The organism is Mesorhizobium sp. YIM 152430 (genome assembly GCF_029210365.1).
In the GTDB taxonomy this organism is placed as follows: Bacteria; Pseudomonadota; Alphaproteobacteria; order Rhizobiales; family Rhizobiaceae; genus Aliihoeflea.
Window position 1 is genome coordinate 1 of the sequence record NZ_JARGES010000020.1, and the last position, 20,156, is coordinate 20,156.

Below are 20,156 nucleotides of genomic sequence, written 5' to 3' on the forward strand. Positions count from 1 at the left end.
GTTGTTGAGCGGGTTATAGTCCCACCCCCGCAAAACTGTCAACGACCAATTCAAAGTTTTTGCGAAAGTTTTGTGTCACCCAACGGAATGGCCCTCCGAAAATGCCAAACCGTTCGCGCGCATGTCCGCGCGTGCCCAATTAGGGCCAGATTGACCCAGCATGGGCGGAGAAGGCGTGGATGGGTCGGGCCAGTGTCCGCCGCTTCGTTGACTTCACCGGTGGCGGCGGGCAATTGTCCGTCACGGACTGCAAATCGGCGCGCTTCGATCCATCGCGGGCGCGCTTCAAGAAGAAATTGCATGAACGATTTCGATCTGGCCGCACGGGAACTGGGAGACGAGCCGCCGCTCAACGGCGCCGGCCGCAACGGGCCGCCGGACCGCCGCGAGATTTCCGCGCGCTGGCTGTCGGGCACGTTCCTGACCGGCATCACGTCGAGCATCCTGATGGGCGTCGCGCTCTTCGCCGCCCTCGATGCCGGCAACATCGTGCTGCGCGCCTCGCAGGCCGCGACTCCGTTCGGAGGCGACCCCGCCGTCACCGCCTCGGGCGAGGCGACCAAGACCGGCCGCCTCGTCGCCTCGCGCGTCCTGGCGAGCACGTCCGACCGCCGCCGCATGGAGATCTCCACGCTCCAGCGCGAGGACGAAGTCGACATCGTGCGCACGGTTCCATTCGTTCATGTCGACATGGCGCTGGCCGCGGGACACTCGACCGACCGCGACTATCCGGCTTTCGATCCGCTGGAGGTCTTCGCCGAGGAGACGCCCGCCGCGCCCACGGTGGCGATGGGTCAGATTTACGGTGCCAAGGTCGAAAGCGAAGTCAGCCTTCGGACGACGCCCTTTCCGCTCGCCGACGTCGCCTATGACATGCGCAGCGAATTGTCCGCCGAAGAGGTGGAGGCCGTCGTGCGCAACACCGGCGCGATCCTGACGGATGGCGACATTCAGGTCGCCGCGCTTCATTATGTCGACCCGCAGCGTTTCGGCGACGGTCTGGCCGGCACCGCGCTCGGCAATTACGGCATCCGCGTCGTGCCCGAGAACGTCTCGATCGCCCCGCGCGAGCCGGCCGCCGGCTCGACGCCCGAATTCGCCGAGGACATGGTCGTGGCGCGCCGCGAGGAGCCGATTGCCGAGCTTCTGGCCGACGCCGGCTATGACGATCCGCCCTCGATCGCGATGGCCGAGGCCGTTGCCAAGCTGGTCGGCACCGAAACGCTCGCCGCAGGCTCCGTGCTGCGCATCGGGCTGGAGATCAGCGGCGACCGCGCCCGCATCATGCGCGCGAGCCTTTATCAGGAAGCCGCCCACCGCGCGACGGTCGCCATCGACGACCGCGGCCAGTTCGTGCCCGGCGACGAGCCCGAACCGAACCCGGCGATCTCGATCGCCATGCAGGGCTCGATTCCGGTCGTCGGCGCGACGGGCAATCTGCCCAGCGTCTATGACGGCATCTACCGCGCCGCCTATTCCTACGGGCTCAACCGCGACATGACGCGGCAACTGATCCGGCTTCTCGCCGCCGAGGTCGACTATCAGTCGCGGCTCGGACCCTCCGACAGGATCGAGCTTTTCTTCTCCAATCCCGACGAAGACGACAACGCGACCGGCGATTCGGAACTGCTCTATGTCAGCGCCTCCTTCGGCGCGACGACGCGCAGCTTCTATCGCTTCCAGATGGAAGACGGCACGCTTGACTATTTCGACGAAGACGGTCGCTCGGCGCGCCAGTTCCTGTTGCGCAATCCGGTCCCCAATGGCCGCTTCACATCTGGTTTCGGCAGCCGTCGGCATCCGATCCTGGGCTATGTGCGCGCGCATACGGGTGTCGACTGGGCCGCGCCGCGCGGCACGCCGATCATCGCGTCGGGCAATGGAACTGTGGAAAAGGCGGGCTGGGCGGGCGGCTATGGCCGGCAGACGATCATCCGCCATGCCAATGGCTATGTCTCGTCCTACAGTCACCAGCACGCGATCGCCGACGGCGTCGTGCCCGGAGCGCGGGTCCGCCAGGGCCAGGTCATCGGCTATGTCGGCTCGACGGGGCTGTCGACCGGCAATCACCTTCACTATGAGCTGATCGTCAATGGCACCAAGGTCGACCCGATGCGGGTGCGCCTGCCGCAGAATCGCTCGCTCGAAGGCGCGGAACTGGAAGCCTTCGCCTATGAGCGCGAGCGGATCGACGCGCTCTTGAACGGCGACCCGGTCCCGCCGCTGCGCATGGCGGCGACCAACTGAGCGGAAAACGAAGAAAGGACCGCCGAAGCAGCCCTTTCCGTTGCTTTCCGATGCGAAGCGTCAGTCCCGGAATTCGACCGTGACGCCTTTCGACACGAGTTTGGCCAGTTCCTGCGCGTCCCAGTTCGTCAGACGGATGCAGCCATTCGAATAGGTCTTGCCGATCTTCGATGGCTCGGGCGTACCGTGAATGCCGTAGGTCGGCTTCGACAGCGCGATCCAGACCGATCCGACCGGACCGTTCGGCCCCGGAGGAATGCGCAGGACGCGGTCATTGTTGCCCTGCTGGAAATTGATCTTGGGATTGTAGGTATATTCCGGATCGAGCGCGATACGCTCCACCGTATGCGTACCGGTCGGCGACGGGGTTCCCTGAGAACCGATGGTCGCCGGATAGGCGACCACGAGATTGCCGCTCGCGTCGAAGGCGCGCACCTGCTTGGCGCTCTTGTCTGCGACGATGCGCGCAACCTTCTCACGTTTCGGACGCGGAACGTTGGCGACGCGGATACGCATTCCCGGACGCTCGAAATTGATGCCCGGATTGAGCGCGCGCAGATAGTTCTCGTCCATATGGAACCGCTCAGCGAGCTTCTCGGCCACGGAGGTGTAGCCGAGGCTCTCAAGCTGTGCTTTCTCGCCGTAATCCTCCGGCACCGACGCGATGAAGGGACCTGCCGCATCAATCGCCGTGATCTCGTATTCCTGGAACGCGTCGCCGCCGGTTTCCTGCAACAGCGCCTCGATCGTCTCGGGATCGTATGTGCGCAACGCCTCTCCGCGCAGGTCGCGATATGCCGCGATGGCCTTGTTGACATTGTCGCCCATCCGGCCATCGACGACGCCCGGCGATGCACCGACGCGCGACAAGAGAATCTGTATTTTTGCCACGTCTTCGCTGGCCCCGGCCAATGAAGCGCGCGGCGTGGAGATTGACGGCGGCTGCGTGCCGGGATCGATTTCGATGACGGTGCCGGGCTGGGTCAGGCCGGTCGGCTCCTCGCCCGAGACGCTGGCCGTCGTCTGATCGCCCAGCGGCTGACGTTCCACGTTTCCCGGCAGGGCGGACGGGGGCTGTCCCTGCGGAGCGGCCAGTTGCGGCGCGCTCGGCGCGGGTTGCGGGGCTGCCATCTGCGGTCGCGGCGGCTCTGGAATCGGTGGCGGCTCGCGGAATTCGGGAAATCCGTCGGAACGCCCGCCCGGATAGCGGCCGAGTTCGCGCAGTCTTTGTTCGCGTCTCAGACGTCGATCGTCCTCATAGGGATCGTATCGTTCGGGCACGATATAGTCGCCGCCCCACGGATCGGGCTCGATATAGCTTTCCTGACGAACGGCGCCGCCGCCTCCGCCCACGATGGCAATGACTTCGCCCGTATACGGATCGACCAGCACTTCGCGGCCGAACTGGTCGTAATAGACATCGACCTCGCGCTGGGCGATCTGGACGTCGCCGCCCGTGTCCGCGCGCGGTTCCGGCGGTTCGGTAAGCGAGATGGCTGCACTGGCAGTGCCCGCCGAAAGGAGCATACCGAGAAGGGCGAGTGAAAACGGTCGAGCGATCATTTCTATCAAACCAGCCAGATGCGTTACGGTTGCACGCGATGATCAAACGTGATCATCGCCTCGCGGCGACGAGCCGACTATGGTTCATGGACGATGAACGGGACATGAAAATGGCCGGCCCGTTCTGTATTTTCGAACGGGCCGGCCGGTCCGTGAATGCGATCAGGCCGCTTCGACGACGGCCATCCCACCGCCGGCCGCGCGGAAGTTCAGCCTGTCTGATCCGGCCGTCACCTTGACCAGGGCGCCATCGCAGATATCGCCATTGAGAATGCGTTCGGCCAGCGGATCCTGAAGCTCCTTCTGGATCACCCGCTTGAGCGGACGCGCGCCATAGGCAGGATCGTAGCCCTTGGCCGCAAGCCAGTCGACGGCATCCTGGTCGAGCGCGAGCGTGATCTTGCGATCCGCCAGCAGCCTTTCGAGGCGTTCGAGTTGGATCGAAACGATCTGCCCCATATCGCTGCGCCGCAGACGATGGAACAGGATGATCTCGTCGATGCGATTGAGGAACTCGGGTCGGAAGGACGCCCGCACCGCGCCCATCACATTGTCGCGCACCAGATCGACATCGTCGTTTTCGCCCAGCGCCACGAGATGTTCGGAGCCCAGATTCGACGTCATGATGATCAGCGTGTTGCGGAAATCGACCGTGCGGCCCTGTCCGTCCGTCAAACGGCCGTCATCCAATACCTGAAGCAAGACGTTGAAGACATCGGGGTGCGCCTTCTCGATCTCGTCGAAGAGGACGACCTGATACGGCCTGCGGCGCACCGCTTCCGTCAGCGACCCGCCCTCGTCATAGCCGACATAGCCGGGAGGCGCGCCGATCAGGCGCGAGACCGAGTGCTTCTCCATATATTCCGACATGTCGATGCGCACCATCGCGCTTTCGTCGTCGAACAGGAAATGGGCGAGCGCCTTGGTCAGTTCGGTCTTGCCGACGCCGGTCGGACCGAGGAACATGAAGGAGCCGGTCGGCCGGTTGGGGTCCTGCAACCCCGCACGCGCGCGCCGCACGGCCTTCGATACCGCCTGCACCGCTTCTCCCTGGCCGACGACGCACCTGGCGAGTTCGTCTTCCATTCGGAGCAGCTTTTCGCGCTGCGCTTCCAGAAGTCGCTCGACCTGAATGCCGGTCCAGCGCGAAACGATATGTGCGACATGATCGGGCTTCACGGTCTCTTCGACCATGGAAACCGCCCCATCCTGGGCTTCCGCTTCGGCAAGCCGTTTCTCGAGTTCGGGAATGCGCCCATAGGCAAGCTCGCCGGCGCGCTGGAACTCACCCTTGCGTTGGGCGATGGCAAGTTCGTTGCGTGCTTCGTCGAGTTGGCGCTTGAGGTCCGCCGCCAGCCCGAGCTTTTCCTTTTCCGCGGCCCACAGGCTCGTCACCCGCGTCGATTCCTCTTCGAGATCGGCCAGTTCCTTTTCGAGCCGCACGAGCCGGTCCTTCGATGCGTCGTCACGCTCGACCTTCAGGGCTTCGCGCTCGATCTTGAGCTGCATGATGCGCCGGTCGATCTCGTCCAGCGCCTCCGGCTTGGAATCGACCTGCATTCTCAGCCGCGACGCCGCCTCGTCGACGAGGTCGATCGCCTTGTCGGGCAGGAAACGGTCGGTGATGTAGCGGTTGGACAAGGTCGCGGCCGAAACCAGCGCCGAGTCGGAAATCCGCACCTTGTGATGTTGTTCGTATTTCTCCTTCACGCCGCGCAGGATCGAGATCGTGTCCTCGACCGTCGGCTCCTCGACGAAGACGGGCTGGAACCGGCGGGCGAGCGCGGCATCCTTTTCCACATGCTTGCGATATTCGTCGAGCGTCGTCGCGCCGACGCAGTGCAATTCGCCGCGGGCCAGCGCCGGCTTCAGGAGGTTCGAGGCGTCCATGGCGCCGTCCGCCTTGCCCGCCCCGACCAGCGTATGCATCTCGTCGATGAACAGAATGATGCCGCCTGCCGCCGACTGGACCTCCGACAGCACGGCCTTCAGCCGCTCCTCGAACTCGCCGCGATATTTCGCGCCGGCGATGAGCGAGCCCATGTCGAGCGCCATCAACTGCTTGTCCTTGAGCGATTCCGGCACGTCGCCATTGACGATTCGCAGCGCCAGCCCTTCGGCGATCGCCGTCTTGCCGACGCCGGGCTCGCCGATCAGCACCGGATTGTTCTTGGTGCGCCGCGACAGCACCTGGATGGTGCGGCGGATTTCGTCGTCGCGGCCGATCACCGGGTCGAGTTTGCCCGCACGCGCATCGGCGGTCAGGTCGCGCGCATATTTCTTCAACGCGTCATAGCCCTGTTCGGCTGAAGCCGAATCTGCCGTGCGGCCCTTGCGGATGTCTTCGATGACACGATTGAGCGCAACCGGCGTCACACCCGCCTTTGCCAGGATGTCGGCCGTCTTCGCCGATTTTTCCATTGCCATCGCCGTCAGGAGACGCTCGACGGTCACGAACGTGTCGCCGGCCTTCTTCGCCACGTCCTCGGCGGTGGTGAACACCTTGGCGAGCGGCTGCGCCAGGTAGAGCTGACCGTTGCCGCCCTCGACCTTCGGCAACGCCTCCAGCGCCGCATCGACGCCGAGGCGCACGTCGCGCGCGCGTCCGCCGGCCCGTTCGATCATCGAGGCGGCCATGCCCTCTTCGTCGTCGACCAGCACCTTGAGCAGATGTTCGGGCGTGAACTGCTGATGATTGCGCGACAGCGCCATTGTCTGCGCGGACTGGATGAAGCCGCGAACCCGTTCGGAATATTTCTCGATATTCATGTCTTCCTGTCTCCGTTCCGTCCCCGGCCTGGCACGCAGCGCCGGATCAGATTGTGGTGACGAGCCCCCGAATGCGGATGGCAGGCTCCGTTTCCGGCAATATGGGAAGAGCCCCCCGCGCGCTCAAGTGAACGCAACTTCGCCGGGCAACAAAAAAGGGCGGTGGATGAACACCGCCCTTCCCGAATGGCCAAAGTCGTCGGCGGTCAGGCCGCCGCTTCGCCCACATCGTCCGACTTGTCGTCAGCCGTCGCCGCGCTCTCGTTTTCGTCTGCCTTGAGGCGCGGGCGGCGAGGACGGCGCGGCTTGCGTGCGCCCTCGTCGTCGCCGGCCGCTTCCGCGCTCTGAACGCTTGCGGCAAGCTGTGCCGGGCTGGAAACGGCGGTCACATCGCCTTCGCCACCGGCCTGCTCGGCGCGCGGGGCGCGCTCGCGGCGCGGGGCACGCTGCCTGCGGCCTTCAGTTGGCGTTGCATCGTCCTGGTGCAGCGCGACTTCGGCCGGAACCCCGTCGATCACCGGCTGCGGACCGCTGCCGTCGCCCATCGTCCCGTCGCGGTTTTCGCGCGGCTCGCGGTTGCCGCGATTGTCACGATCGCGATTGTCACGATTCTGGCGCTCGTCGCGGGGCTGCTGGGTCTGGTCGCCGCGCTGGCCCTGATTGCCGCTGCCGTCAAAGCCGGCATCGTTGCCGTCGCTGTCCTCGTCGTCATCCTCGCGCTGGTCGCGCTGCTGCTGCTGGGTTGCGGCCTGCTGCGCCAGCGCGGTCGCGATGATGCGGTTGTAGTGCTCGGCGTGCTGGAGATAGTTCTCAGCCATGACGCGATCACCGGAACTCTGCGCATCCCGCGCGAGCGTCGTGTATTTTTCGGCGATCTGCTGCGCGGTCCCGCGAATTTTGACGTCCGGACCGTTGCTTTCATAGCTTCGGGTAAGCGGATTGGGACCCTTGCGGTTATTGTTGTTTCCGTTGTTGTTATTGTTATTGTTGTTGCCGCGTCCGCGCATACGCCTGTTCTGCTGTGGCCTCATCAGTTTCTCTTCATCTTTCAGGGATATCCATGCGGCGCACGAGCCTTGCCCGTTCCGCAATATCGCTCCGGCGATCAGCCACTCGACGCGCCGTCGCCCATTTTCCCGCTTTTCGGTTTCGCGTCACGCCCGGACATTCCCCGCGCGAAGCAAAGGCGTCTCATACGCAGAAGGCAGTTTGTGTCACGGGAACCGAATCGATGACAGCACTGCCTGCTTCGTCACATCCGGTAGCCGAAACCTAGCGGGATTGATTTGTCTTGCCAAGTCCTTTTTGCGTGCTTCCCCGGTCAGCCGCGCTCCCGGAAGATCAAAACGCGATCATTGCCGCCAAGATCTTTGCGGGCCTCGTGACAGTCGAAACCGGCATCTTCGAAAATCGCGGTGACCGCATTCTTCTGGTCGTGTCCGATCTCGACGCCGATCCATCCTTTGCCGGCGAGATGCGCTCCCGCGCCCGTCGCGATGATGCGGTAGCAGTCCAGACCATCCGCCCCGCCGTCGAGTGCGCGCTGCGGGTCGAACCCGCGCACATCTATGTCGAGAGCGCCAATATCTCTCGTTGCGATATAGGGCGGATTTGAGACGATCACGTCGAATTCGCCGGCAACATCCGCAAACCAGTCCGACTTCAATGCCTTGAATCGATGCGCGACCCCGTTCAGGTCGGCATTGGCGGTCGCCGTTTCAAGAGCATCGTCGGAAATATCGATCCCGATGCCGTTCGCCTGCGGGCGTTCGGCCAGAAGCGCGATCAGGATCGCACCCGTTCCGGTGCCCAGATCGAGGATGCGCAGCGGCCCGTCACCCGCCACCGCAAGCACGGCATCGACGAGGATTTCCGTGTCCGGCCGCGGCTCCAGCGTCCCCGTCGAAATGCCCATCGGCAAACCGTAGAACTCGCGCGCTCCGAGAATGCGGTGAACCGGCTCGCGCGCCGCACGCCGCGCCAGTGCGGCCTCGATCGCTTCGGCATGCGTCGCGGCGACCAGTTGGTCCGGCCGGGCGATCAGGTCGAGCCGGGTGGTCCCGGTCACATGCTCGACGATCAGCCGCGCATCGATCTCGGCGCTGTCGATGCCGGCTTCTTCCAGGCGTTTTCGCGCCCGCCGCATCGTCTCGCCGAGTTCCACCGGTTCAGCCATGGACGCCCATATCGGCGAGCAGCTTCGACTGGTGGTCTGAGATCAGCGCGTCGATCACCTCGTCGAGTTCGCCCTGCATCACGCGGTCGAGCTTGTAGAGGGTGAGGTTGATACGGTGGTCGGTGAGCCGCCCTTGCGGAAAATTATAGGTGCGGATGCGCTCGGACCGGTCGCCCGAACCCACCTGCGTGCGCCGCGATTCCGAGCGTTCGTCGGCAAGCCGCGTGCGCTCGATATCGAACAGCCTTGCGCGCAGGATCTGCATCGCCTTGGCGCGGTTCTGATGCTGCGACTTCTCCGCCGAGACCACCATGATACCGGTCGGCAGATGGGTGATGCGCACGGCCGAATCGGTCGTGTTGACATGCTGGCCGCCGGCGCCCGACGCGCGCATCGTGTCGATGCGAATGTCCTCGGCGCGGATGTCGATGTCGACCTCCTCGGCCTCCGGCAGCACGGCGACGGTCGCCGCCGACGTGTGGATGCGCCCGCCGCCCTCCGTTTCCGGCACGCGCTGGACGCGGTGAACGCCGGACTCGAACTTCAGCCGGGCGAAGACGCCGCGCCCGGAGACCGTCGCGATGATTTCCTTGTAGCCACCGACTTCCCCGTCGCTGGCCGAGATCAGCTCGATCTTCCAGCCCTGCGCCGCCGCGTAGCGCTCATACATGCGGAACAGGTCGCCGGCGAAGAGCGCCGCCTCGTCGCCGCCGGTGCCGGCGCGGATTTCGAGGATGGCGTTCTTCTCGTCGGCCGAGTCCTTCGGCAGCATCAGGATCTGGATTTCCTGCTGCAACGCCTCGACGCGCTCCTCGACCGCCGGCCGGTCGGCCTCGGCGAGCTGGCGCATCTCCTTGTCCAGCGAGCGGTCGGCCAGCATCGCCTCGAGGTCGGCAAGTTCGGCCTCCGCCGCCAGCAATTCGCGCACCTTGCCCACGATGTCCTGCAATTCGGAATATTCGGAAGCGAGTTTCACATAGGCATCGGCTTCCGGGCCGGCCGCCATCTGGGCTTCGAGCATCTCGAAGCGCTTGATGACCTGGTCCATCCGGTCGCGCGGCAGTTCGATCATTCCTGGATTTTCCTAAAGTGAGATGTCGTGCTCTTGGGCAAAGCCGACGAGCAGAGCGCGTATATCGACATGTTCGCCCGTCCTGTCGAGGGTCTCGTCGATCAACGCCGTCAACAGGTCCAGCGGCAGGTCGCGCAGCATCGCCTTGACCGGGCCGATCGCCGCCGGCGACATCGAAATCGAGCGAAACCCGACGCCCAGCAGCGCCATCGCCGGCAGCGGCCGTCCGGCCATCTCGCCGCAAAGCGTCACCGGCGTTTCGTGCCTTGTCCCCGCCCGCGTCACCTGCCGCAACAGACGCAGGAACGGCACCGAAAGCGGCGTGAACCGGTCGGCCAGAAGCGTGTTGCCGCGGTCCGAGGCCGTGACGAACTGGAAGAGATCGTTCGAGCCGACCGAGACGAAATCGACCTTTTCCATCAACTCGTCGAGTTGCCAGAGCAGCGACGGCACTTCCAGCATCGCGCCGAGCTTGAAGCTCGTCGGAAGGTGATGTCCGAAACGGGCGAGATGGCGCACCTCGCGGTCGAAGATGTCGCGTGCCGCGTCGATTTCGGAAAGCTCGGTCACCATCGGCAGCATGACGCGCAATTCGCGTCCCCCGGCCGCCTTGAGCAGCGCCCGGATCTGGGTACGAAGCAAGCCCGGCCGGTCGAGCGTCAGCCGGATCGCGCGCCAGCCCAGCGCCGGGTTTTCTTCCTGCCCCGCACCCTTGAAGTAAGGCAGCACCTTGTCGCCGCCGATATCGATCGTGCGGAAGGTCACCGGTTTCCAGCCCGCCGCCTCCAGAACGTCGCGGTAAAGCCGCTCCTGCGCCTCTGCCCGCGGGAAGGTCGCCGCGACCATGAACTGGAGTTCGGTGCGGAAGAGCCCGATGCCGGCCGCCCCCGCCTCGGTAAGCTGCGGCAGATCGACCGCCAGTCCCGCATTCATCATCAGGTCGATATGGACGCCGTCCTTCGTCTCCGACGGCTTGTCGCGCAATTCGCGATAAAGTTCCTGCCGCCGGGCGCGGAAGCGCACCTTTTCGGCATAGGCCGCCTCGACATCGGATTGCGGGCGCAGATGAACCCGCCCCTCCTCGCCGTCGACGATGATCGCATCGCCATTCTCGGACATCGAGACGACGCCCTTCATCTGGCCGGTGACGGGAATGGCCATGGCGCGCGCGACGATCACCACATGGCTCGTCACCGCGCCTTCCTCCAGCACGAGGCCCCGCAATTTGTCGCGCGGATAATCCAGAAGCTCGGCCGCGCCCATCTGGCGGGCGACGATGATGGCGTCGCGGTTCATCAATGATGCCAGCGCTTCGGGGCCGCGCCCCATCAACTGGCGCAGCAGGCGGTTGGCGAGATCGTCGAAATCGCTCATCCGCTCGCGCAGATAGGGGTCGGTCATGTGCAGCATCCGCGCGCGCATGTCCGATTGAACCTTTTCCACCGCCGCTTCCGCGGTGAGGCCGTTGCGCACCGCTTCTTCCAGCCGCCGGACCCAGCCGCGGTCGTTGGCGAACATGCGATAGGCCTCGAGCACCTCGCGATGCTCGCCCTCGAAGGCCACCTCGCGGCGCGACAGCATGTCGTCGATGGAAAGCCTGAGCGACCCGAGCGCTTCGCCGAGCCGTTCCAGTTCGGCATCGGTGTCCTCGTTGAAGAGATTGGTGACGACGATGCGCGGTTCGTGGAGGACGACATGGCCGAGCCCGACCCCGTCATTGAGCGGCAGGCCGGAAAAGCTGACGGGACGTGAAAGATCGAGTTCGAGGCCGGGCCGCGTCAGCCGCGCGAGATCGCCTGTGGCGATCATCTCGGCGATCACCATGGCGATGGTTTCGAGCGCCTCCACCTCGTCGTCGCGATATTGCCGCATGGTGCGGTTCTGCACGACGAGGACGCCGAGCGTGCGCCCCGCTCTCAGAACCGGCACGCCGAGGAAGGAATTGTAGATTTCTTCACCCGTTTCCGGGAGATAGGCGAAGGCGGGGTGCCTCTGCGCGTCGGACAGGTTGAGCGCCCGCGCGCTCGCCGCGATCGTTCCGACGAGGCCCTGGCCGAGCTTGAGCTGCGCCAGATGGACCGAACCGGGGTTGAGGCCCTCGGTGGCGTAGAGTTCGAGGATGGAATCGGCGCGCAGCACGTAAAGCGAGCAGACCTCCGCGACCATGTTGGAGGCGATTTCGCGCACGATCCGGTCGAGCCGCTCCTGCGGCTCAAGCGCTTCCGCCATGAGTTCGCGCAGCCGTCTCAGCAATACGCGCGGTCCCGCCGCCATGTCACGCATCGACCGTTCTCTCCAACGGCGCTACCCGGCCCTCGATCGGACGAGGGCCGGCAACCGACTCCGTGTCGGCCGTTCCCCTCTTACTGCTTATCCAGCCCGTAGACGGAATGCAAAGTCCGCACGGCCAATTCGGTGTAGGCCGCGTCGATCAGGATCGAAATCTTGATCTCGGACGTGGTGATCGCGCGGATGTTGATGCCGCGGTCCGCCAGCGCCTTGAAGGCGATCGCCGCGACGCCGGCATGACTTCTCATGCCGATGCCGATCACCGAAACCTTGGCCATCCCCTCGTCATGCTGAAGGGCGTCGAAGCCGACCTGGTCCTTGTTCTTCTCCAGAACCCCCACGGCCTTGGCGACGTCCGCCGAAGGCACGGTGAAGGTCATGTCGGTGCGCGATCCATCCTCGGAAATGTTCTGGACGATCATGTCGACATTGATGTTGGCTTCGGCGAGCGGACCGAAGATGCCGGCGGCGACGCCCGGACGGTCTGCGACGCGGCGCAACGAAATCTGCGCTTCGTCCTTGGCGTAGGCGATGCCTGTTACGACTTGCTGTTCCACGATTTCATCCTCGTCGCAAATGAGCGTGCCGGGCGGGTTGTCGAAATCGCCCATGCCGGGGGCGTCCGGGTCTTCGAAGGAGGAGCGCACGAAGGTGCGCACCTTGTGTACCATGGCAAGCTCGACCGAGCGCACCTGCAAGACCTTGGCGCCGAGCGAGGCCATCTCCAGCATTTCCTCGAAGGAAATCTTGGCAAGGCGCCGGGCCTTCGGCTCGATGCGCGGATCGGTCGTGTAGACGCCATCGACATCGGTATAAATGTCGCAGCGATCCGCCTTGACTGCGGCCGCGATGGCGACCGCGCTCGTATCCGAGCCGCCGCGCCCGAGCGTCGCGATGCGGTTGTCGGGCGCAAGCCCCTGAAAACCCGCGATCACCGCCACCTGCCCCTCGCCGAAGCGCTTTTGCAGGAACGATCCGTCGATCTCCTGGATGCGCGCGGCGCCATGCGCGTTGTCGGTCCTGATCGGAATCTGCCAGCCCTGCCAGGAACGGGCATGGACGCCCATCCCCTGAAGCGTGATCGCCAGAAGCCCGGCCGTCACCTGCTCGCCCGAAGCGACGACGGCGTCGTATTCGCGCGCATCGTGCATGGGCGAGGCTTCGCGGCACCAGGCGACGAGTTCGTTGGTCTTGCCCGACATGGCCGAGACGACCACGGCCACCTCGTGACCAGCATCCACCTCGCGTTTGACGTGGCGCGCGACATTGCGAATGCGGTTGATGTCGGCGACGGAGGTTCCGCCGAACTTCATCACGATACGCGCCATGAAAGGGAATTCCTCGGGGCAAAGATCGGTTCATGCCGCCCGTCTTGAGCGTCGGGCGGCGGCGCGGGTTGCATACTCAAATCATCTGCCATGTGCAAGCGAGCATGCCCGCGGCGGAAGGCCGGCTTACTTCTTGAGCCGGTAGCCGGTGCGGAACATCCAGTTCACGACGGCGAGGCAGACCGCGAGGAAGACGAGCGTCATCGTCAGACTCACCCAGACGCTGACATCCGACGTGCCGATGAAGCTCCAGCGGAAGCCCGAGACGAGATAGACGACCGGATTGGCGAGCGAGATCGTCTGCCAGACGGGCGGCAGCATGTCGAGCGAGTAGAAGGTGCCGCCCAGGAACGCGAGCGGCATGACGATCAGGAGCGGAATGATCTGCAATTTCTCGAACCCGTCCGCCCAGATGCCGATGATGAAGCCGAAAAGCGAGAAACTGACCGAGGTCAGGACCAGGAACAGCACCATCACCAAGGGATACCGGATTTCCAGGTCGACGAAGAACGCCGCCGTCGCGAGGATGACGAGGCCGATCATCATCGACTTCGTCGCCGCCGCGCCGACATAGGCGAGCACGATCTCGAAATGCGAGATCGGCGCCGAAAGCACCTCATAGATCGTGCCGGTGAACTTCGGGAAATAGATGCCGAACGACGCGTTCGAGATCGAAAGCGTCAGGAGCGACATCATGATCAGCCCCGGCACGATGAACGCGCCGTAGGACACCCCGTCGATCGTCTCGATGCGCGAGCCGATCGCCGCGCCGAAGACGACGAAATAGAGCGAGGTCGAGACGACCGGCGAGATGACGCTTTGCATGATGGTGCGGAACGTGCGCGCCATCTCGAACGTGTAGATGGCCTTGACGGCGTGGAAGTTCATGCCCGTTCCCTCACCAGGTCGACGAAGATGTCCTCGAGCGAGCTTTGCCGCGTCTCGAGGTCGCGAAAGCGGATGCCTGCGCTCGAAAGCTCGGCCAGCAGCGCCGTGATGCCGGTGCGCTCGCCTTGCGTATCGTAGGAATAGACGAGCCGGCGCCCGCTATCCGCGATCTCCAGTCCCCGCGCGGCCAGCCCCGCCGGCAGCGCCGCCAGCGGCTCGGCAAGTTCCAGTTCGAGCTTTTTCCTGCCGAAGCGCTGCATCAGCGCCGTCTTGTCCTCGACAAGGATGATCTCGCCCTTGGAAATCACCCCGATCCGATCGGCCATCTCCTCGGCTTCCTCGATATAGTGCGTCGTCAGAATGATCGTGACGCCGGTCGCGCGCAGCCCGCGCACCATCTCCCACATATCGCGCCGCAGTTCCACGTCGACGCCGGCGGTCGGCTCGTCGAGGAAGAGCAGTTTCGGCTCGTGTGCGAGCGCCTTGGCGATCATCACGCGTCGCTTCATGCCGCCCGAAAGGTTGATGACCTTCTCGTCCTTCTTGTCCCACAGCGACAGCGCGCGCAGCACCTTCTCGACATGCGCCGCATCCTTTCCCTTGCCGAACAGCCCTCGGCTGAACGACACCGTCGCCCACACGCTCTCGAACGCATCGAGCGAGACGTCCTGCGGCACCAGCCCGATGATCGAGCGCGTCTTGCGATAGTCCGCGACGATCTCGTGCCCGTCGACCCTCACCTCCCCGCCGCTCGCATTGACGACCCCGCACACGATGCCGATCAGCGTCGTCTTGCCGGCCCCGTTGGGCCCGAGCAGCGCGAAGATTTCGCCCGGCTGCACTTCGAGGTCGACGCCCTTCAGCGCGGTGAAGCCGGAGGCATAGGTCTTTGTGAGATTTCGGATGGAGAGTGCGGGGGGCATGGCGGACTTTCGAAATGCGTGAGGCGCAGCGGATATAGGTCGCAGCACCAAGGACGCAATCGCCAGATGCAATCCGACATCAGGCTCCTGACATTGCGTGCGCTTGACTTTTCCCCGCACCCGCCCGACTTGACCCTTCCTGAAGGAGACACGCATGTCAGACGCCCAGCGCACCACCATCGACGCCGGCGAGGTCGAACGCTTCTCGCGCCTCGCCCAGGAATGGTGGAACCCGAACGGCAAGTTCAAGCCGCTGCACAAGTTCAACCCGGTGCGCCTCGCCTATATCCGCGACCAGGTGGCCACCCACTTCGGCCGCGATCCGCGCGCCGCAAAACCCTTCGACGGCCTGCGCCTGCTCGACATCGGCTGCGGCGGCGGCCTTCTCTGCGAGCCGATGGCGCGCCTCGGCGCGGAGGTGGTCGGCGCAGACGCCTCGGCCACCAATATCGAAGTGGCGAAGATCCACGCCGCCGAGGCCAAGGTGAAGATCGACTACCGCGCCACGACCGCCGAGGCGCTGGCCGATGCCGGCGAGAAATTCGACGTCGTATTGAACATGGAAGTCGTCGAGCATGTCGCCGACGTCGATCTCTTCCTGTCGAAATGCGCCCATATGGTGAAGCCCGGCGGGCTGATGTTCGTCGCCACCATCAACCGCACGCTCAAGGCCTGGGGCCTGGCGATCATCGGCGCGGAATATGTTCTCGGCTGGCTGCCGAAGGGCACCCACCAATATGACAAGCTCGTCCGTCCCGAGGAACTGGACAAGGGATTGGCCGACACCGGCATGTCGGTCGTCGAGCGCACCGGCGTCACCTACAACCCGCTGACCGACCAGTGGAACCGTTCGCGCGATCTCGACGTCAACTACATGATCCTGGCCTCGAAACCGGAATAGACGCAATCGGCCCGGCCGAGCCGATCAATTGTGCTCGTCTGGAAACGTCGGTAGCGGCATGAAGTCGACGCCGTCCTCGGCAAGGCTCCTGACCTCCTCGACCGAGGCTTCGCCATAGATGCCGCGCCGTTCCACCTCGCCGAAATGGATCTTGCGCGCCTCCTCGGCAAATTTTTCGCCGACATAGTCCGCATTCTGGCGCACCTGGTCGGCCATTTCCTTGAGCTTGGTCAGCATCTGCCGCTGTTCGGCGCCGACCGCGAGCGCGATCTTTTCCTGCTTGCGCCCGGTCGAGACGGCCGGCGCCATCAGCGCCTTGCCGACCTTGGCCGAATGGCAGGTCGGGCACGAAACGAGCCCGCGCTTCTGTTGGCCCTCATAGTCGTCATTGGAGCGGAACCAGCCATCGAACTCGTGACCGGCGTCGCAAACGAGGTTGAACCGGATCATGACGCGTTCGCCAGCCCTGCGCCGTCGGCGATGGTGAAATCGCGCGCGTTCTTCAGATTCGGCACCTTGCCCCGCGCGGCCGCCGAAGCAGCGAGATCGATCTCCGCAAGCACCACGCCCGGCTCCGCGCCGTCCGCCTCGGCCAGAACCTTGCCCCACGGATCGACGATCAGCGAATGGCCATAGGTCTCGCGCCCGTCCTCGTGACGGCCGCCCTGCGCGGCGGCGATGACGAAGGCGCCGTTCTCGATCGCGCGGGCGCGGATCAGCACGTGCCAGTGCGCCTCGCCGGTCTGCCGCGTGAAGGCGGCCGGCACGGTCAGCACCGAGGCACCCGCCAGTGCCTGCGCGCGAAAAAGCTGCGGGAAGCGCAGATCGTAGCAGACCGCAAGCCCCACGCGCCCGAAGGGGAGGTCGACGACGGTCGAAACCCTGCCCGGTTCGTAGGTCGCCGACTCGCGCCAGCTCTCGCCCTTGTCGAGATCGACGTCGAACATGTGGATCTTGTCGTAGGTCGCAAGACGCGCGCCGTCCGGCCCGAAGACGAAGGCGCGGTTGGCGACCTTGCCGTCCGGCCGCGCGATCGCGGTCGAGCCGACATGGACGACGATGCCCAGTTCGGCCGCAAGTTCACCCGCGCGGGCGACCAGCGCATCCTTGTCGTCGGAGGTGATCATCGCGCGAAGGCTGTCGCGGTCGCGCACCAGCGCGCCGGTCATCTCGGGCGATTGCACATAGGTCGCGCCCTTGCCCGCCGCCTCGCGCACCAGCGCCTCGAAATCGGCGATGTTGCGTGTCAGCGACGTCGAGGAGCGCATCTGTAGCGCGGCGACCTTCACCGTTCCGCTCATGCCCGGCCACCCTTCAGAATCGTGTCGAGCCGGCCTTCGGCATCGAGCGCGTGCAATTCGTCCGATCCGCCGACATGCCGGCCATGAATGAAAATCTGCGGAAAGGTCGACCGGCCATTGGCCTTAGCGATCATTTCCTGGCGCAGGTCGGCAGCAAAGCTGGCATCATGCTCGACATAGGCGACGCCCTTCCTGTCGAGGAGCCGCTTGGCTGCTGCGCAATAGCCGCACATCATGCGCGTGTAGATTTCGACGTCGGCCATGTATCGGTCCGCCCTGTTGCCTTTGCCGGTTATATAGGCTCTGGCCGCGCGTGCCGGAAGTCCCCGCTTCGCCTGAAATCGCCCGGAAGCACACGCGCGAAGGTCAGCACCGAGATTTCGGCCGCTCCCGCCCGCCGCAGGCATCCGGCAAGCGCCGAGACGGTCGCGCCGGTCGTGTAGACGTCGTCGACGATGCAGACGTGTTTCCCGGAGATCAGCGCCTTCGATCCCTCGGGCACGCGAAAGGCGGCGCGGACGTTGTCCTGACGCTCCTTCGCCTTCAGCCCCACTTGCTGGCGGGTTTTCTTGACGCGGATCACGGCATCGGCAGCGAGCGGCCGGCCCGTTTTGCTGGCGATGGCGCGCGCGAGCTCCGCCGACTGGTTGAACCGCCGCGTGAAGAAGCGCTGGCGGTGCAGCGGCACTGGCACGATGAGATCGGCGCGGTCGAGAATGTCCCGGCCCGCGCGCACCATCCAGCCTGCCAGCCAGGGCGCAAGGTCGGTGCGGTCCTGATATTTGAGGCTCTGCGCCAGCCTTCGCGCCGCGCCTTCATAGGCAACGGCCGCACGCGCGCGATCATAGGCCGGCGGCGATGCCATGACGGCCGGCGAAATCGCGCCCGCTCCCATGTCGAAGGCGAAAGGGACGCCCGAGACGGCGCACCAGGGTTCGTCGAGAAAATGAATGTCGCCCCAGCATGAGACGCACATCGTCCCCCCGGCCGCAACGATTCTGCGGCAGCCGAGACAGGTCGGCGGAAAGATCATCCGTCCCGCGATCTGGCCGGCAATGGTGCCGGCGGACTTGATCTTTCCAAGCCGTTCCACCACGAGACTTTTCAAGCCCGGCTTCCCATATCCACCCCATCGCCGCGCAATCTCGCATCGGGATATCATGGACGCAATCTTCGATCAGAATCGCGCGCTCGGCCACAAGAAGCGCGCCCTCGCCCAGACAGGTCGCCATGGCGATTTTCTGATGCGCGCCGCCTCGCTCGAGCTTGCCGAGCGCCTTTCGACGGTGAGCCGCGATTTCGGCTGCGCGGTCGTGCTGCACGGCATCGTCGACGAGGCCGCGCGGGCCGTTGCCGCGACGGGGAAGGCCGGCAGCATCGAACGGATCGAGGCGGACGCCGCCCTCTTCGGCAATGGGTCGGGCACGGTTTTGCCGGTCGATCGTCTCGCGCTGCCGCCGGAGAGCGCGGACCTCGCCGTCTCGCTTTATGCGTTGGGTGAAGTCGACGACGTGCCTGGAACGCTGGCCCAGATCAGACGGTTGTTGCGGCCGGACGGCCTGTTTCTCGGCTGCCTGCCTGGTGCGGGAACCTTGAAGGAACTGCGCGAGGTCCTGTTGGCCGCGGAAGCCGAGATCACCGGCGGCGCGGCGAGCCGCGTCCATCCCTTCGTCGACATCCGCGATGCCGGGGCGCTTTTGCAGCGTGCGGGCTTCGCGCTTCCCGTCGCCGATATCGAGGAAACGACCGTTCGCTACGACACGATGTTCGATCTGATGCGGGACCTGCGAGCCATGGGCGCTACGAACAGCCTCGTCGGCGCGCGTCCCGTCCGGCGCATCGTTCTGGTCCGCGCGGCCGAGCTTTATGCCGAGCGCTTCGCCGATGCGGACGGGCGCATCCGTGCGACATTCGCGACTGTCTGGCTGTCGGGCTGGGCACCGCATGGCTCGCAGCAGAAGCCCGCGCGGCGTGGCAGTGCAACGGTCTCGCTTGCAAAGGCGCTCAGAACGGATTGAGCGATCAGCGGGTCAGAACCTCGTTGATCTTGCTTTCGTTCCCGCCCCACAGATCGGAGATGGCCGTGCCGGTCGCCGAAGCGCCGCCGATGATCGCAACGCCGATCAGCGTGGCGATCAGGCCGTATTCAATGGCCGTCGCTCCGCTTTCGTCTGTCAGGAATCGTCTCCACATGGCCCGCCTCGTCATTCAACATGCTCTTTCCTAGCACCGAGAAGTTAGGAAGCTGCCAAGAGGCGTCGTTAAGGAAGTATGGAACGTTAAGGCACGATTGCCCGCATCAGCATGACCCGGAACGCACGCCAGAATCGCGGATGATGCACACGGCTTTGGGATCGGACTGCAAGACGCTGCGCCGGATCGTGTAGCTCTCGCCGCTGCCGCTGCGAGACGCGATGCTGCCGGTCGACATCATGTCGATTCCAGGCGACTGCACGGATGCAAACATGCGATCGCGGGCTTGCTTGTCGGCGATGGGAACCAGGATCAGCGTCAGCGCGACCGCGGCCGAGCCGAACAGCAGCGTGACGCGCAGGATTCCCGCGCTGGTCTGGCTGATCAAAAATCGGCCTGATAGGTCGTGCCCGTCGCGTGCCATGCGAAGTCCTGTTGCCGGATGAAATCCACAGGACTTTTGCAGAATTGGCTGAATCATCGATTAACGGGAAAACTCGAAGTTT

At 64.8% G+C, this 20,156-nt stretch carries 18 protein-coding genes; 3 read left to right on the top strand and 15 right to left on the bottom strand.

The annotated features are described in order from the left end of the window. Positions 1-300: 300 nt before the first annotated feature. Positions 301-2,247, top strand: a complete 1,947-nt coding sequence (locus tag PZ895_RS05255) for a M23 family metallopeptidase (RefSeq protein WP_275837960.1) — start codon at positions 301-303, stop codon at positions 2,245-2,247. Positions 2,248-2,307: 60 nt separating this feature from the next. Here PZ895_RS05255 and PZ895_RS05260 read toward each other — a convergent pair whose 3' ends face one another. From PZ895_RS05260 to PZ895_RS05300, 9 genes are all read right to left on the bottom strand, one after another. Then, on the bottom strand, positions 2,308-3,810 hold the full coding sequence (locus tag PZ895_RS05260; RefSeq protein WP_275837961.1) for a L,D-transpeptidase: 1,503 nt from the start codon (positions 3,808-3,810) through the stop codon (positions 2,308-2,310). A 162-nt stretch (positions 3,811-3,972) separates the two neighbouring features. Continuing rightward, on the bottom strand, positions 3,973-6,579 hold the full coding sequence (clpB, locus tag PZ895_RS05265) for an ATP-dependent chaperone ClpB (protein WP_275837962.1): 2,607 nt from the start codon (positions 6,577-6,579) through the stop codon (positions 3,973-3,975). A gap of 206 nt (positions 6,580-6,785) precedes the next feature. Continuing rightward, positions 6,786-7,610 carry a DUF4167 domain-containing protein gene (locus PZ895_RS05270; protein ID WP_275837963.1) on the bottom strand — a complete coding sequence of 275 codons (825 nt, stop codon included), beginning with the start codon at positions 7,608-7,610 and terminating at the stop codon, positions 6,786-6,788. Positions 7,611-7,900: 290 nt separating this feature from the next. Further along, positions 7,901-8,755 (bottom strand): peptide chain release factor N(5)-glutamine methyltransferase, encoded by an 855-nt coding sequence (gene prmC, locus PZ895_RS05275; RefSeq protein WP_275837964.1) that lies wholly within the window; start codon positions 8,753-8,755, stop codon positions 7,901-7,903. Beyond that, complete coding sequence (gene prfA / locus PZ895_RS05280; protein WP_275837965.1) at positions 8,748-9,827, bottom strand: peptide chain release factor 1; 1,080 nt, start codon at positions 9,825-9,827, stop codon at positions 8,748-8,750. The genes prmC and prfA overlap by 8 nt, the downstream gene beginning before the upstream one ends. A 12-nt stretch (positions 9,828-9,839) precedes the next feature. Then, positions 9,840-12,110 (bottom strand): phosphoenolpyruvate--protein phosphotransferase, encoded by a 2,271-nt coding sequence (gene ptsP / locus PZ895_RS05285; protein ID WP_275837966.1) that lies wholly within the window; start codon positions 12,108-12,110, stop codon positions 9,840-9,842. Between the two features lie 80 nt (positions 12,111-12,190). Further along, the gene (locus PZ895_RS05290; RefSeq protein WP_275837967.1) at positions 12,191-13,444 is read right to left on the bottom strand and encodes an aspartate kinase; all 1,254 of its coding nucleotides are present in this window, start codon (positions 13,442-13,444) and stop codon (positions 12,191-12,193) included. A gap of 126 nt (positions 13,445-13,570) precedes the next feature. Beyond that, positions 13,571-14,332, bottom strand: coding sequence for an ABC transporter permease (locus PZ895_RS05295; RefSeq protein ID WP_275837968.1), 762 nt, complete (start codon positions 14,330-14,332; stop codon positions 13,571-13,573). After that, positions 14,329-15,255 carry an ABC transporter ATP-binding protein gene (locus tag PZ895_RS05300; protein WP_275837969.1) on the bottom strand — a complete coding sequence of 309 codons (927 nt, stop codon included), beginning with the start codon at positions 15,253-15,255 and terminating at the stop codon, positions 14,329-14,331. The genes PZ895_RS05295 and PZ895_RS05300 overlap by 4 nt, the downstream gene beginning before the upstream one ends. Positions 15,256-15,409: 154 nt before the next feature. On the opposite strand from PZ895_RS05300, the gene ubiG reads away from it, so the two are divergent. Next, positions 15,410-16,156, top strand: a complete 747-nt coding sequence (ubiG, locus tag PZ895_RS05305) for a bifunctional 2-polyprenyl-6-hydroxyphenol methylase/3-demethylubiquinol 3-O-methyltransferase UbiG (RefSeq protein WP_275837970.1) — start codon at positions 15,410-15,412, stop codon at positions 16,154-16,156. Between the two features lie 24 nt (positions 16,157-16,180). On the opposite strand, the gene PZ895_RS05310 is transcribed toward ubiG, so the two are convergent. The 4 genes from PZ895_RS05310 to PZ895_RS05325 are packed head-to-tail and all read right to left on the bottom strand — an operon-like array spanning position 16,181 to position 18,565. After that, positions 16,181-16,606 (bottom strand): DUF1178 family protein, encoded by a 426-nt coding sequence (locus PZ895_RS05310; protein ID WP_275837971.1) that lies wholly within the window; start codon positions 16,604-16,606, stop codon positions 16,181-16,183. Next, a complete protein-coding gene (locus PZ895_RS05315; RefSeq protein WP_275837972.1) occupies positions 16,603-17,457 on the bottom strand; it encodes a carbon-nitrogen hydrolase family protein in 855 nt (284 codons plus the stop codon). Before PZ895_RS05315 ends, PZ895_RS05310 begins: the two co-directional genes overlap by 4 nt. Further along, on the bottom strand, positions 17,454-17,720 hold the full coding sequence (grxC, locus tag PZ895_RS05320) for a glutaredoxin 3 (protein WP_275837973.1): 267 nt from the start codon (positions 17,718-17,720) through the stop codon (positions 17,454-17,456). The genes PZ895_RS05315 and grxC overlap by 4 nt, the downstream gene beginning before the upstream one ends. A gap of 29 nt (positions 17,721-17,749) precedes the next feature. Then, complete coding sequence (locus PZ895_RS05325) at positions 17,750-18,565, bottom strand: ComF family protein (protein ID WP_275837974.1); 816 nt, start codon at positions 18,563-18,565, stop codon at positions 17,750-17,752. Between the two features lie 52 nt (positions 18,566-18,617). Here PZ895_RS05325 and PZ895_RS05330 point away from each other — a divergent pair, with 52 nt between their 5' ends. Beyond that, a complete protein-coding gene (locus PZ895_RS05330) occupies positions 18,618-19,475 on the top strand; it encodes a methyltransferase domain-containing protein (protein ID WP_275837976.1) in 858 nt (285 codons plus the stop codon). Between the two features lie 4 nt (positions 19,476-19,479). On the opposite strand, the gene PZ895_RS05335 is transcribed toward PZ895_RS05330, so the two are convergent. Together PZ895_RS05335 and PZ895_RS05340 are read right to left on the bottom strand one after the other, a co-directional pair. Beyond that, positions 19,480-19,665, bottom strand: a complete 186-nt coding sequence (locus PZ895_RS05335; protein ID WP_275837977.1) for a Flp family type IVb pilin — start codon at positions 19,663-19,665, stop codon at positions 19,480-19,482. 91 nt (positions 19,666-19,756) lie between these two features. Further along, entirely contained in the window at positions 19,757-20,074 is a 318-nt protein-coding gene (locus PZ895_RS05340) for a hypothetical protein (protein WP_275837978.1), read from the bottom strand. Positions 20,075-20,156: the final 82 nt, after the last annotated feature.

Excerpts from the sequence above, each read along its gene's own strand:
- clpB (WP_275837962.1), bottom strand. The coding sequence starts at position 6,579 with ATGAATATCGAGAAATATTCCGAACGGGTTCGCGGCTTCATCCAGTCC.
- PZ895_RS05300 (WP_275837969.1), bottom strand. The coding sequence starts at position 15,255 with ATGCCCCCCGCACTCTCCATCCGAAATCTCACAAAGACCTATGCCTCC.
- PZ895_RS05310 (WP_275837971.1), bottom strand. The coding sequence starts at position 16,606 with ATGATCCGGTTCAACCTCGTTTGCGACGCCGGTCACGAGTTCGATGGC.
- PZ895_RS05255 (WP_275837960.1), top strand. The coding sequence starts at position 301 with ATGAACGATTTCGATCTGGCCGCACGGGAACTGGGAGACGAGCCGCCG.
- PZ895_RS05260 (WP_275837961.1), bottom strand. The coding sequence starts at position 3,810 with ATGATCGCTCGACCGTTTTCACTCGCCCTTCTCGGTATGCTCCTTTCG.
- grxC (WP_275837973.1), bottom strand. The coding sequence starts at position 17,720 with ATGGCCGACGTCGAAATCTACACGCGCATGATGTGCGGCTATTGCGCA.
- ptsP (WP_275837966.1), bottom strand. The coding sequence starts at position 12,110 with ATGCGTGACATGGCGGCGGGACCGCGCGTATTGCTGAGACGGCTGCGC.
- PZ895_RS05315 (WP_275837972.1), bottom strand. The coding sequence starts at position 17,457 with ATGAGCGGAACGGTGAAGGTCGCCGCGCTACAGATGCGCTCCTCGACG.
- PZ895_RS05270 (WP_275837963.1), bottom strand. The coding sequence starts at position 7,610 with ATGAGGCCACAGCAGAACAGGCGTATGCGCGGACGCGGCAACAACAAT.
- PZ895_RS05340 (WP_275837978.1), bottom strand. The coding sequence starts at position 20,074 with ATGGCACGCGACGGGCACGACCTATCAGGCCGATTTTTGATCAGCCAG.
- PZ895_RS05335 (WP_275837977.1), bottom strand. The coding sequence starts at position 19,665 with ATGACGAGGCGGGCCATGTGGAGACGATTCCTGACAGACGAAAGCGGA.
- PZ895_RS05290 (WP_275837967.1), bottom strand. The coding sequence starts at position 13,444 with ATGGCGCGTATCGTGATGAAGTTCGGCGGAACCTCCGTCGCCGACATC.
- prmC (WP_275837964.1), bottom strand. The coding sequence starts at position 8,755 with ATGGCTGAACCGGTGGAACTCGGCGAGACGATGCGGCGGGCGCGAAAA.
- ubiG (WP_275837970.1), top strand. The coding sequence starts at position 15,410 with ATGTCAGACGCCCAGCGCACCACCATCGACGCCGGCGAGGTCGAACGC.
- prfA (WP_275837965.1), bottom strand. The coding sequence starts at position 9,827 with ATGATCGAACTGCCGCGCGACCGGATGGACCAGGTCATCAAGCGCTTC.
- PZ895_RS05295 (WP_275837968.1), bottom strand. The coding sequence starts at position 14,332 with ATGAACTTCCACGCCGTCAAGGCCATCTACACGTTCGAGATGGCGCGC.
- PZ895_RS05330 (WP_275837976.1), top strand. The coding sequence starts at position 18,618 with ATGGACGCAATCTTCGATCAGAATCGCGCGCTCGGCCACAAGAAGCGC.